The organism is Rhizobium sp. Leaf306, assembly GCF_001423425.1.
Lineage (GTDB): Bacteria > Pseudomonadota > Alphaproteobacteria > Rhizobiales > Rhizobiaceae > Neorhizobium > Neorhizobium soli.
In genome coordinates this window covers 22,156-34,669 of sequence record NZ_LMNX01000008.1, presented here as the reverse complement: position 1 = coordinate 34,669, position 12,514 = coordinate 22,156, and the positions used below count along the sequence as shown (strand labels likewise).

The following is a 12,514-nucleotide window of genomic DNA, read 5'->3' as shown; positions in this document are numbered from 1 at the left end:
GCCAGTTGATTGACATGATAACTGGGACAAAGCAGGATGAGGAATTGCGAAAAGAGGGACAATGTCGCGATCTGTTCTTACTGACCTCGATGCCGTTCTGAGCATAGCTCGGCTGGGCTCTTTCCGAGCCGCTGCGCTTGAACTCGGCATGTCTACGACCGCACTGAGCAACGCCGTCGCGAAGCTTGAGGAGCGCTTGGGCATTCGCCTGTTCAACCGGACAACACGTAGCGTTTCGCTGACTGATGGGGGAAAGACCTTTGTCGAGCGCATTGGACCGGCAATGACCGACATCCACGATGCCATGCTTGCGGCTCAATCGCTTCAGGATACTCCGACAGGCACATTGCGCATCAACGCATTTGCGTCGGCAGCCCGAGAGGTGATGGAACCGCTCATCCTGTCGTTCATTCGGCGTTACCCACAAGTCCATGTTGATTTGGTCACGGAGGGTAAACTCGTCGACATCGTCGCGGCAGGATTCGACCTCGGCCTGAGGACCGTTGATCTCGTTCCCAACGACATGATCGCTCTGCCACTCGGTCTCGATCGCAGCAATGCCGTCGTCGCGTCGCCGGATTTCTTGCGCACTTACGGCACGCCAACCGAACCAGCCGACCTTTATCGGTTCCGCTGCATTCGTGCCCGGCTTCCCAATAATGCCTTGTTTCGATGGCGGTTCGAGAAGGACGGGAATGCCACGCAGATCGATGTACAAGGCTCGATCACGCTGGACGAGCCAAGTCTTGTGAGGATAGCGGCTCAGAACGGCGTTGGAATTGGATATGTCATGGAAGCGGATGTGCGCGATGACATTGCGGCTGGTCGATTGGTGCGCGTTCTCGAGGACTGGACCCCTTCCCTGGCACCGCTCGCACTGTACTACCCTGGTAGAAAAAATCCACCGGCCGCCTTCAGTGCGTTCATTCAGGCTGCGCGAGAATTTTCCCATCGGTAGTCGTCCGGCGAGTATCGACGACATCGTCGTTACGCACCAACATAATTTGACGTCCGTGTAGTTGTGAAGTTTTGCCCGGAAAACGACCGGAATCGGAACATCAAACTGTTCGGAGTCCAAAGCCGCATAATCGCATCATGGAGATTGAGAGTAATGCGTTGGCTCCCGGGTTCAGCCCAAAGCGCTCAATGTCGGCCGGACGAGGACGCGCAGCTTCGCGCCCTCATCTCAGCCATTGAGCACGATCTCGACAGCTGCCACTTCGTCATCCAGCTTTGAGCCGCTGCCACTTAAGTTGTCGAGAGCAGTCCCAAATCTGATGCTATTCGAGATCCCCTACGCCATCGTGCTAGCTGCTACTCACCAACGACAATGAGGCCGTTGGAGGTTGCTGCCGTCTGTCGCATCGCTTTCAGCGGCTGATAATCCGGCGCGTCGTAAAAGTCACGAACGGCTTGACGGTTCGGAAACTCCAGCACGACAAGCCACGTCGGGGACCATTGTCCCTCAATGATTTCAGGATGAAGCTCCTTAACGAGTGGTTTGCCACCAAACCGCCGCGCCAAGGCGATCACTGATCCCTCGTAATGGGTCATCGCGGGTAGATCATGGACAGTGAGATCGATCAGGACTAGGGCGGTCATGGTGTCGTGCCTTAGATTGAGGATTGCGGCGAGGCCGCTCCATTCACAGGGTCATTAGCCGGGCGGCGATATCGACGCGCTTAGGCAGCGGTGAAGTCGAGGATTACCTTGCCGCCGCGTTCGGCATGAATAGCCGCCTCGACAATAGCCGACGGCGGATAGACGCCGCTGATCGGGGTATGCAGGTCGCCACTGACGACAAGCGGCAGGACTTCTCTGACGGCGGCGGGTGCTGCTGCGGCCGAGTCCGGGTTGCCAAGGAAGAAGCCGTGGACGGTAACCTGTTTGAAGATTGGCGACCAGGCCGGGATCGACATCGTCGCGCTACCGAGAATGGAATAAGCTACCACTGCCGCGCGAGGCGAGACGATGGTGGCTAGCAGTCCAATCGCCTCACCGCCGATCGCATCAATTCCCAGGCCGATGCGGCCGCCGTTGACCGCTTGTTCGGCTTCAGCCGCGGTGTTGTCGTCGGCGACCAGTACCACATCGGCACCCGCTTCCTTCAATTCATCGACAAGCTCGGGGCGACGGACAATATTGAGCGTCTTCAGGCCGCGAGCTTTGGCCACACCGATCACTGCGCGGCCGACCCCCGAATTGGCGGCATTCTGGACCACCCATTCTCCAGGTTCGAGACTGGCATATTCGCTGAGCAATAATGCCGCCGTCGGCGGATTGATTCCCAGCATCGAAAGCTGATGTAGGTCGGCATCGGGCAGAGCGAATAGGCCCTTGGCAGAAATGGTCATCCGTTCGCGCCAAAGCCAGGTGAAGATAGGAAGGAGCACACGGTCACCGATGGCAAGATGGTCTACGTCCGTTCCCACACCGATAACGCGGCCGACGCCCTCGTTGCCCACGGGTCCGGGCGTCGGCGGCAGAACGGGGAAGCCGCCCCTGATAACATAAACGTCGTGGGGATTAAGCGGGGACGCCTCGAGCTGAACGAGCACCTCGTTCGGGCCAGGAGCTGCTGGCTCAGGGAAGTCGGCGAAGCGCAACACGTCACGAGGCTCGCCGAAGGCGGAAATCTGGATAGCTTTCATCAGGGTCTCCTTGGTCATACCGTCAGTCGTTATCGAAGAATCTTTATGGAGTAGATACTCCATAAATAGTCCATGAACCGCTATCGGGCTTCAGTCAACATAAAAGTGGAGCTATCGCTACAGTTATGTTAGGGTGTAGTGCAGACGGAGAGACCACGCCGTTATGCTGACAGCGACGAAGGGACTAACAATGGTGATCAAAGGCGAGGGCCAGGTGTCGAGAGCGCGTGGACGGCCGCGGCTGTTCGACCGGACAGCGGCGCTCGACCGGGCGATGCGCGTGTTTTGGGACAGGGGCTACGAGGGAGCGACCTTCGACGAACTGATCGCAGTGATGGGCCTCAGCCCCTCGAGCTTCTACAACGCTTTTGGCAGCAAGGAGGCCCTCTACCGGGAAGCGGTCGGTGCATATCTCACCGGACCGGGCGGCTTTTTCCCTAAGGCTTTGGCCGGGGGGGGGCCGGCGAAGGATGCGTTCGCGCGGCTGATGATGGCTACGGCGGCCGCCTACACTGACGATGTGGGTCCTGCTGGCTGCATGATCTCTCTAGCCGGACTACACGACGCCCCGGACCGCGCAGATTTGCGAGACTTCATGCGTGAGGTTAGAGAGGGGTCGCGCACATTAATGATAGAGCGACTGAACGAGGGTGTCCGAAACGGCGACCTGTCAGAAGGGATTGACGTCGCCCAGATCGCCGAGTTTTTCGAAACAGTGTCGAGAGGCATGGCTGTCCGCGCGCGTGACGGCGCTGATCGCAGGACGCTTGAAAAGATCGGCGCCATGGCGCTCGACGCTTGGCCGGGCGTGCCCTCCTAGTCGTCGCCCTTGTCAATTGCACTCAAACCCCGACCGAACGAGAAGTTCTCCGAAGGCAATGGAATGAGGGTCACGAACACATCGTCCGGCCTGATGCCGACATTGTCGTGGAGTCGCTGGACGATCTCCTTTAGCAGCACTCGCTTTTGAGACATCGGACGCGACGCCGGGATGTGGACGGAGATGACGATCGCACCTGCTGAGCGTTCCACATTTCCGTAGGAAGGATGCAGAAACATGTAGCCTTCGGCGTGCTCGTTGATCACGACGAACTTATCTTCAGGAGGCAGTCCAATGCTCTCCTGAAGAGAGTGTGCGAGCGATGCCGCAATCGCTTTACGCTGATCCAGCGAAAACAGATCCTTTGGGACGTGAACGTTAAAAAACGGCATGACATGATCCTCATTCGTAGCGTTTACAGTGGCGCACCGCATAACTGGAGTTATTGCTCCAAATTGCTTTGCTCGCGATTTGCCTGCGCGTCAACTAGTTATTGGAGCAATTCCTCCATATTGTGTTGACACCAGTCGGAACGTCTCTTAGGAATATTTGGAGCAATCGCTCCTTAAATCCGTACGCATGGAGATATTTGATGACCAGAGTAGTTAGAATTCACGAATATGGCGACGCCAGCGTACTCCGGATCGATGACGTGGACGTCCCGGCGCCAGCGGCCGACGAGGTTCAGATCAAGGTCAAGGCAATCGGGATCAACCGTGCGGAGATCATGTTCCGCAATCACGCCTACCTGCAGGATGCACACTTTCCAAGCCGTCTTGGCTACGAAGCCTCAGGCGTCATCGAGATGGTCGGTGCATCTGTCAAAGGTTTCGCCATCGGTGACGTGGTCAGCGTTGTACCCTCACCGGACATTTCTAACGGAGGGACCTACGGCGAACTGGTCAATGTGCAATCGCGCTTGGTCGTCAGACATCCGGAGAACTTGTCTTTCGAGCAAGGCGCAGCGGTTTGGATGGCATATGTTACAGCGTGGGGCGGCCTGATCGAGCAGGCAAAGCTCTCACAAGGAGAGGCTGTTATCGTCTCCGCAGCGTCAAGCAGTGTCGGCGTCGCGGCGTTCCAGATCGCTAAAACTGTAGGCGCGACCGTCATTGCGACGACGCGAACCAGCGCTAAGCGCCAGGCCCTTCTTGATGCTGGCGCCGACTACGTCGTTGCGACGGAAGAAGAAGACCTTGTTGCTAGGGTTCTTGAAATCACGAATGGCATCGGCGCCCGGGTCGTGTTCGATCCGGTAGGCGGACCTTCGTTCGGGCCTTTGACGGCCTCCATGGCGCGGGGTGGCATCCTGCTTGAATATGGTGTTCTCAGCAGTGAGCCAACGCCATTCCCGCTTCTTACAGTCCTGAGCAAGAGCCTGACCCTGAAGGGCTACCTCTACACCGAAGTCGTGTCGGACGATGCGGTCCTCGAACGCGCCAAGACTTTCATCACAGACGGTTTGGTGTCGGGCACGCTCAGGCCCCTGATCGCACGTACCTTCGCCTTCGACGACATCCAAGACGCTCATCGTTTTTTGGAATCCAACGAACAAATCGGCAAGGTCGTCGTCAGGCTCTAACCCACTTGCGCCATATCGACTCGACGTCGATCAGGACTAAGCAAGGCTATGAGGTCGCTTTGGGGATTGATCGCGATTTCGACGTGACATCCAGCACCGATCAGACATGCCCCACGTCCGAGGCCGTCGCGGGCGTGTATTCCTATTTGGCTCGGTCACAGCGACCGCCATTCTACACCCTAAACCGACGTGTGCATGACATTTTAGCTGAGGTGCTCAAGCCTTGGACGATGATTACTGCAATGCACTGGTCGCAATACTAAAGGATCTATGATCATGCGCGCAATGCAAGCAGCTGCCTTCGGCGGCTTTGACAACCTCGAGCTGGTCGACGTTCAGAAGCCTGTTGCGACCGACGGCAAGCTGCTGGTACGGATCACCGCAGCGGGGGTCACCCCACTCGACAACACTATCCTGCACGGCCACATAGACGCCGCTACCGCGCCGCTGGTGCTCGGTAGCGAAGGCGCCGGCATGATCGAGGGAGGTGACGCCGAGTTCCCGAACGGCAGCCGCGTCATGTTCATGGGACCGTTCGGCCTCTTTGAGAGCGGCACATTTGCTGAGTACGTCGCTGTTCCCAAGGAACTGCTGGGGCGCATTCCTGACAATGTTACCGACATCGAAGCAGCCGGCATTCCGGTAGCCTACCTGACCGCATATCTTGCGCTGAAGAACGCCGGCTTCGCACCCGGCAAGGTTGTTTTCGCGCCAGCTATCGGTGGTTCGGTTGGCAATGCTACAACGCAGCTGGCTAAGGCTCTGGGAGCCAAACACGCGATTTCCTCGACTACCAACGCCAACAAGGCTATCGAGGCCGCGAACCTCGGCTTCGATGAGGTGATAGATGAAACCAAGGAATCGCTTGTAGCCGGAATCAATCGCATCACTGACGGCTATGGTGCCGATATCGTCATCGACGCCATCGGTGGCGAAGTCCTAAGCGGCACGCTGCCCGCGCTCGCGCAGAAGGGGTCCCTAACGACCATCGGTTATGCTGGCGGCCAGGAAGCTACGATCAACGTCATGCAGCTCATCTGGAAGGCTGCGACGATTAAAAGTTTCCTACTCTTCAATGAGAGCGTCGAGGATCGCAGCGATGCGTTCAGAATAATTTACGGCCTCCTCAAGTCCGGTGCGGTCAAGCCGATTATCGCTAAGACCTTTCCGCTTGCCGAGGCGGTTCAGGCGCTTCGCTACCTCGCCGAAGAGCGGCCGCTGGGCCGAGTGATCCTGACGATCTGATGAAATCGAAAGGCCGCTCGATTGCGGCACCCATAGGCCTGACGGAGCTACGCAGGTTTCGGCACCGGTCTGCGGAATAAGGCGCCCTACGCACGAACATCAACACGGGATGTCCGGTAGACGACTTTTCCGGACGGCGAACAGTGATCCTCAGATTTGTTTCTAGGGAGTCGCGCGTCAGGAAACTATGAGCGGAAATCAAATGCTCCGAAACCGGTGGAATTCATAACTCTTCTCAGCTCTTGAAAGGCATCGAACCCGAGATCAGCGCCACAAAGGGACTAAAGGATTGCAAGTGCTATGACTTGTTATGCGAACGGCTTACTCTAGCGCGACGTAACTGCTCGATATGTGAGGATTAACAAATGGCCGAAGACGCAGGCGTGATAGCTGTGGACCATACGGGATTCTCGGTCGCCTCGTTAGAGGAGGCGATCCAGTTCTGGACTGAGGCGATGGGTTTCGACCTTGTTCGCCGAGGCGAGATGGGTGGAGATTTCCTACGGGAGGCCACGGGAGTTGACGATCCGCGCTGCCGAATGGCGTTGGTGACTGCTCCAAATGGCTACCCTATCGAGCTTCTCGAGTATTCGACAGGCCTTAGTTTGGGCCAGACACCTCGTAGCGCGGGTGCGATCGGCGCCGCTCATATCGCCTTCACGGTTACAGATATCCGCACCGCGATCGCGCGGGTTGAGAGGGCGGGGTGGGCAGTGAAGGGCTCGCCGCAGCCGATACCAGCCGGCCCCCGATGCGGAACAATGGTCGCATATATCTCTGGCCCGGATGGTATCACCATAGAGCTGATGCAGCCGCCTGTTCAACAATCTCTCGTCGTGTAACGCCTCTTCGGTACGGAAAAGCTGAACCTTGTGTGGGTCTTACGTTCCGTTGCTACTACGCTCTACGCCTACTGGGTCTTTTCCCGGAAAGATCGATCCTGGCGAAGGATACTATCAATACCGTCCTTGCGTTCAAAGCGACTAATACGGTGCGTCGGCATCTGGCTGGCGAACTTGTTTTTTCTCAGTGTTTCCTCATTCGCGATCAGAGTAACGATCTCGGAAGAAGGAATTATACACGCCTTGAACTGATATGAACCGCCAATCCGGCGGTCAAATCAGTTACATTTGCTGCTATTTTCCTTTTCAATGACCGACCATAGGCCGCCCGAAGGGGCGAAACCACGTGCGGACAGCCAGCAAAACAGAGTGGCCATCGTGATGTGACGAAGATCGAACTTACTCAATCATTTGGCACTACACGCAAGCCAAAAGTTTCAGACAGCTATATTCCCGGATAACCATCACTTTGATGTTTTGTCCCCTATGCGTTACATAGTCGCATGTTCACGATTAGGCGCACCCGTGATTATGCGGACTGGATCAAACGCTAAAGGACTATCGTGCCCAAGCTAGAATTGCCGACCGCATTGACCGTCTCGCTGCAGGAAACCCTGGGGATGTAGGGCCAGTCGGCGAAGGCGTGAGCGAACTCCGCATAATTATGGGCCTGGTTATCGGGTCTATTTTGTCCGAGACGGGTCGGTCGTTTACGTTCTTCTGTTTGGTGGCGACAAAAGTACTCAAGACAAAGACATTCGATTAGCTAAAAAACTAGCACGGCAAGTAATGGAGTAATCGCATGCCTCTTGAGACATTTGAGTACGACTCAGCCGAATTCCTTGGAAGTGAGGAAGCGATTGCTGAATATCTTCTAGCTGCAAGCGAAGATGGAGACGCAAACCATATTGCTCGCGCGCTTGGTGTTGTCGCTCGCGCGCGCGGCATGTCGGATCTTTCCCGAAATACCGGACTTACACGAACTGCTCTCTACAGAGCGTTAAGTGGAGATGGCAACCCGGAGTTTGGGACGATCGCGAAGGTAGCTGACGCACTTGGTTACAGGCTGAATCTTGTTCTGAAATCCGACAGCGGATCGACCGCCGCAGTGAAGTGAGCGGCATATTCGAGCATTGGCGAGACGTGTTTTAGTTCCGTACCAGAGCGGGGCAGCTCTTTTCTCATGGTTTTAAGCTCTCGATGGGATTCTAAACATCCGGCCTCTCCGCCTTTGGGCTGAATGGGAAGGCCGAATCGATCCTAATGAGTTCGTCATCGGTCAGCTGTAGCGAGCCAGCTCCCGCATTCTCAGTGGCGTGCAGGCAGGTCGAGGTTGAAGACTCATCAACGCTTGGGGCCAACGGCCCTAAATCGGCAAGTTTAGGATGGTACCGCCTTTCAACGACTCGAACCTTGACTACCCCATCTTGGCGCTAATTAGCTCAAATTGAAGCGGATGATGCATACTGACGTGATATGCATCATAGGCAATCGTATTCCGGCGCCGCACAAACTAGTTGCCACTTCTGCCTTCTCGTATGGATGGCGAAACCAATATCAACCCCGTGAATGATGACCCATACTTTAAGTCGATTTCATCTCGAGACAACACCTCCGTAAGATGGCTGAAGGAAAGCCTAAAGGAGGCATGTCATATGCAAAAAACAGCTATTGTCACGGGCGGATCGCGAGGGATCGGTCGCGCCACCGCGCTGCTCCTTGGAGCACACGGTTGGGACGTAGTCGTCAATTACGCCAATAATCATGACGAAGCCGCGTCAGTCGTCGCAGAGATCGTAGGACGCGGAGGAAATGCCATCGCGGTGCGCGCGGACGTCTCATCAGCGTCAGATGTGAAGGAACTTTTCGACCAGGCCGGACGCGCCTACGGCAACGTGAACGCGCTGGTTAATAGTGCGGGGATCATCAGGCCGTCCTTGATCAAGGATCTGGACGACGCGGGACTTACCGAACAACTCGATACAAATCTTCGGGGCGCAATCAACGCTATCCGCGAAGCTGCACGACGCGTCGTGGACGGCGGCCGGATCGTCAGCATGTCCAGCACGACGCTTGCCCTCAACCCTCCAAGCTACGGCATCTACAACGCCACGAAAGCCGCCGTCGAGGCTCTGACGCGCGTACTTGCCAAGGAGCTTGGAAGTCGGCGCATTACCGTCAACGCTGTGGCTCCTGGGCCGGTTGAAACGGATTTGTTCGTTACGGGCAAGAGCCAGACCGAGATCGATCGCATGGCGGAAGCGGCACCATTCAAACGTCTGGGACAGCCACAGGACATTGCCGAGGTCGTCGCTTTTCTTCTGTCCGACGCAGCTGGATGGGTCAATGGCCAGGTCGTGCGCGCCAATGGCGGCTTGGCTTAAGGAGAAATCTTATGTCTCAGAAAGTCATTGTCGTCACAGGTGCCGGATCCGGTATCGGTCGCGCCATCGCCGAGACGCTCGCCATCGCGGGCCACATTGTCTACGCTTCGATGCGATCTCTAAAGGAGCGAAACCAGGAACGTGTCGAGCAGATGTCGCTTTTCGCGGCGGAGAAGCAGGTCGACCTGCGCGCGCTTGAGCTCGACGTCCTCTCGGAGGAGAGCATAAGAGCAGCGTTCGATCAGGTCCTGCTGGAGACCGGCCGTCTCGACGTGGTCGTCAACAATGCGGGCATGCTGATGGTCGGCATTGCCGAAGCCTTTACACCCGCGCAAATGGCAAGGATTTTAGACACCAACGCGATCTCCTGGCTTCGGGTGAACCGGGCAGCGCTGCCGATCATGCGCCGGCAGAAGGAAGGCATCCTTGTCTATGTCGGCAGCACGACCTCGCGCATCCATGAGCCCTTCATCGGACCCTATATCGCCAGCAAGGCGGCGGGCGAGGCTCTGGCTGAAGCGATGCGCTTCGAAGCCGCACCTTTTGGCATCGAGAGTGTCATCGTTGTGCCCGGCGCGTTCACGTCAGGAACGGAACATTTCGCGGACGCACATGGACCGGAGAGCCTTGCCGTCGTCAGCCAATACGGTGAGCTTCCGGATCGTCTTGGCGGCCTCGGCACAGCGCTTGAGGTGCTGGATGCCGAAAAAGGCCTAGGTCTGACTGTCGAATCCGTTGGCAAAGCGGTGAAGGGTGTTCTCGATCTTCCGTTCGGAGAGAAACCGTTCAGGATTTCGATCGACCCACAAGGCAAAGGGACGGACGAGATCGAAGCCTTGATCGGCGCCAGGCAGCTCTCGTTTTTCGAAGGACTTGGGATAGCCGACCTCATGAAGCCCGAGCGTCCATAGCCTGACCATCGCCAAACGCTCGGAAGTGCTCCCGAACACGCAACCGCAAGCAGATCCTACCTTTGCCAAAGGAACATACCCATGAGCGACATCCTCCAAACCGCGGGCTTGGTCATCGCGTTGGCAGCGCCATCTCCTGCTACACAGGGCAGTTTATCCGTCGACCAAGCGATCGAGGTCGTGCGGCCTGTCTATAACGCACTCACCGCGGCGTCACCAGCGGATGTGCGCGTTCATCTTGAAAGCGGAACGACAAAGGATTGGCAGAATTGCGGTTCTACCAATGCCTGCGATGACCGCGAAGCGACGATCGCGAGATGGAGCGCCCGGATCGCCAAGGTACCGGATTTCAGGTTCAAGATCCGGGATGTTGTCACGATGGGGAACAGGGTTGTTGTTCGCAGCGAAGCTCAAGGCACACCTGTCGGCGAGTTTCTCGGTGTCGCCCAGTCCGGTCACGCCTTCCGGATCATGACCATCGATGTCCACGAAGTTCAAGATGGCAGAGTAGCCCGGACATATCACGTCGAAGACTGGGCGCGCGCGGCGCGCCAGCTGCGCGACCAGGATTGAGGCGAGCTACACCCGCGCACGCCGTCTAACCTTTCTGGCAGTGGCCAGTCTAGGAGGCGGCCTTTTCAAAGAGTGACCCGATCACCTCACGCAGCCAGCGCTGCGCGGGGTGAACGTCGTTGCGCCTATGCCATGCCATGTCGAACTTCGCCGTGCCAAGTTCCAATGGCGGCTTCAGAACGTGAAGCTGTTCGCGATACCCGGATGCTTCAACGACGCCGTTCATTAGCGTCGCTATCAGGTCGGATGACGCGACGAGCGGCGGCGCGGCGTACATTTGCGGGAGCGTCAGCGAAAGGCGCCGCCGCAGTCCCAGCTTCCCGAGCGCGGCATCGACCATCCCGAAACGCTCGTTTTCCGGAGAAACCAGAAGATGCGACATCTGGAGAAAAGAGTCGAGCGTTAGCTCTGCGTCTGCTTGCGGATGGTCTTTGCGGAGGACGCAGACGAAATTTTCCTCGAATAGACGTTCGCTCCGGATGCGACCGGCTGGCGTGTGCGGAACACCGACGGTCAGATCTGCCTCCCCTGAATCCAGAAGCGAAAGGACCGCGTCGCGGTGGTCGAAGTTGCGGATCCGTAGAACGATACCCGGCGCCTGAGTTCGCAGGACAGCAAGCAGTTTTGGTAGGACAACAAACGCCGCGTGTTCTGACAAGCCGATCGAGAGTGTAACAGTTGACTTCGAGGGGTCGAAAACCTGCGTGAACTCCAGGGTCCGCTGGATTTCTGCCAGCGCATGGCCAAGCGGTTCGGCGAGATCGAGCGCGCGCGGCGTCGGCTGCAACCCGTCTGGGCCACGAATAAACAACTCGTCCTGCAAGAGAGCACGAAGACGGGATAGCGCGGCGCTCATGGCCGGCTGTGTGCGCCCGATCCGTATGCCTGCGCGCGTCACGCTCCGCTCGGCCATGAGCGCATCGAAGGCAACAAGCAGGTTTAAGTCAATGCCATGCAAATCCATGCTGTGGATGTTACCGCATATTCGATATCGATTTCAATGATGAAATCAAACGGCGTATTGTTGCTCATCGTCAACATGGAGAGATTGATATGAGCAACGAACGACCATCATACAGCGGAATAAGCGCCGCCGATCTGCAGATGCTTCGTACCTTCTACAGGGCGTTCGAAGGATACCCTTCACTTCTTGACGAAAGCGTCGTCCTCGAATGGCAAGACATCCCGCTTGCTCCCGGGCAGGCAGCGGGCCGAGATGGATTCAAGCCCATGATCGCCGCCTTTTCGGAGGCGTTTGCTGACATCAAGATCGAGATCGTCGATGTGATCGGTGGGCCAGACAGGGCTGCGGTCCGCGCCGTGATAACCGGACGCCACGTTGCAGACTGGTTCGGGGTTGCCCCGACCGGCCGCGAATTCTCGCTTCCGATCCATGAGTTCCATGCATTCGAGAACGGCCGGATTACCCACACCTGGCACATGGAAGACTGGATGGGCTGGTTTGCCCAGATGGGTGCCTGGCCGGTCAAGAACTAGGAGCTGACA

At 57.2% G+C, this 12,514-nt stretch carries 14 protein-coding genes and 1 pseudogene; 11 read left to right on the top strand and 4 right to left on the bottom strand.

The features are described from left to right. The first annotated feature begins 61 nt into the window (after positions 1–61). Complete coding sequence (locus ASG19_RS22950; protein ID WP_062463427.1) at positions 62–958, top strand: LysR family transcriptional regulator; 897 nt, start codon at positions 62–64, stop codon at positions 956–958. Positions 959–1,314: 356 nt separating this feature from the next. Here the strand turns inward: ASG19_RS22950 and ASG19_RS22945 are convergent, their stop codons facing one another. Together ASG19_RS22945 and ASG19_RS22940 are read right to left on the bottom strand one after the other, a co-directional pair. Further along, a complete protein-coding gene (locus tag ASG19_RS22945; protein WP_062463424.1) occupies positions 1,315–1,602 on the bottom strand; it encodes a DUF1330 domain-containing protein in 288 nt (95 codons plus the stop codon). An 80-nt stretch (positions 1,603–1,682) separates the two neighbouring features. Beyond that, entirely contained in the window at positions 1,683–2,651 is a 969-nt protein-coding gene (locus ASG19_RS22940) for a zinc-dependent alcohol dehydrogenase family protein (RefSeq protein ID WP_162238171.1), read from the bottom strand. A gap of 190 nt (positions 2,652–2,841) precedes the next feature. Here ASG19_RS22940 and ASG19_RS22935 point away from each other — a divergent pair, with 190 nt between their 5' ends. Then, the gene (locus tag ASG19_RS22935) at positions 2,842–3,471 is read left to right on the top strand and encodes a TetR/AcrR family transcriptional regulator (protein ID WP_062463515.1); all 630 of its coding nucleotides are present in this window, start codon (positions 2,842–2,844) and stop codon (positions 3,469–3,471) included. On the opposite strand, the gene ASG19_RS22930 is transcribed toward ASG19_RS22935, so the two are convergent. Then, a complete protein-coding gene (locus tag ASG19_RS22930) occupies positions 3,468–3,863 on the bottom strand; it encodes a tautomerase family protein (protein WP_062463417.1) in 396 nt (131 codons plus the stop codon). The two genes, ASG19_RS22935 and ASG19_RS22930, sit on opposite strands and share 4 nt — an antisense overlap. Before the next feature lie 200 nt (positions 3,864–4,063). Between ASG19_RS22930 and ASG19_RS22925 the strand changes: the two genes are divergently transcribed. The 8 genes and pseudogenes from ASG19_RS22925 (at position 4,064) to ASG19_RS22895 (ending at position 11,008) form a co-directional block, all read left to right on the top strand. Next, positions 4,064–5,053 carry a zinc-dependent alcohol dehydrogenase family protein gene (locus ASG19_RS22925; protein ID WP_062463414.1) on the top strand — a complete coding sequence of 330 codons (990 nt, stop codon included), beginning with the start codon at positions 4,064–4,066 and terminating at the stop codon, positions 5,051–5,053. A gap of 270 nt (positions 5,054–5,323) precedes the next feature. Next, positions 5,324–6,298, top strand: coding sequence for a zinc-binding alcohol dehydrogenase family protein (locus tag ASG19_RS22920; protein WP_244476266.1), 975 nt, complete (start codon positions 5,324–5,326; stop codon positions 6,296–6,298). Positions 6,299–6,663: 365 nt separating this feature from the next. After that, a complete protein-coding gene (locus tag ASG19_RS22915; RefSeq protein ID WP_062463412.1) occupies positions 6,664–7,140 on the top strand; it encodes a VOC family protein in 477 nt (158 codons plus the stop codon). Between the two features lie 503 nt (positions 7,141–7,643). Beyond that, a pseudogene (locus ASG19_RS24560) lies at positions 7,644–7,938 on the top strand (type II toxin-antitoxin system RelE/ParE family toxin). Between the two features lie 4 nt (positions 7,939–7,942). Next, positions 7,943–8,257 (top strand): addiction module antidote protein, encoded by a 315-nt coding sequence (locus tag ASG19_RS22910; RefSeq protein WP_062463409.1) that lies wholly within the window; start codon positions 7,943–7,945, stop codon positions 8,255–8,257. 538 nt (positions 8,258–8,795) lie between these two features. Then, positions 8,796–9,524 (top strand): SDR family oxidoreductase, encoded by a 729-nt coding sequence (locus ASG19_RS22905; protein ID WP_062463406.1) that lies wholly within the window; start codon positions 8,796–8,798, stop codon positions 9,522–9,524. Positions 9,525–9,535: 11 nt separating this feature from the next. Next, complete coding sequence (locus ASG19_RS22900; protein WP_062463403.1) at positions 9,536–10,435, top strand: SDR family oxidoreductase; 900 nt, start codon at positions 9,536–9,538, stop codon at positions 10,433–10,435. Positions 10,436–10,516: 81 nt separating this feature from the next. Further along, positions 10,517–11,008 (top strand): ester cyclase, encoded by a 492-nt coding sequence (locus ASG19_RS22895; protein ID WP_062463400.1) that lies wholly within the window; start codon positions 10,517–10,519, stop codon positions 11,006–11,008. 49 nt (positions 11,009–11,057) lie between these two features. On the opposite strand, the gene ASG19_RS22890 is transcribed toward ASG19_RS22895, so the two are convergent. Further along, positions 11,058–11,972, bottom strand: coding sequence for a LysR family transcriptional regulator (locus tag ASG19_RS22890; protein ID WP_062463397.1), 915 nt, complete (start codon positions 11,970–11,972; stop codon positions 11,058–11,060). A gap of 89 nt (positions 11,973–12,061) precedes the next feature. Between ASG19_RS22890 and ASG19_RS22885 the strand changes: the two genes are divergently transcribed. Then, positions 12,062–12,505 carry an ester cyclase gene (locus tag ASG19_RS22885; protein WP_062463394.1) on the top strand — a complete coding sequence of 148 codons (444 nt, stop codon included), beginning with the start codon at positions 12,062–12,064 and terminating at the stop codon, positions 12,503–12,505. Positions 12,506–12,514: the final 9 nt, after the last annotated feature.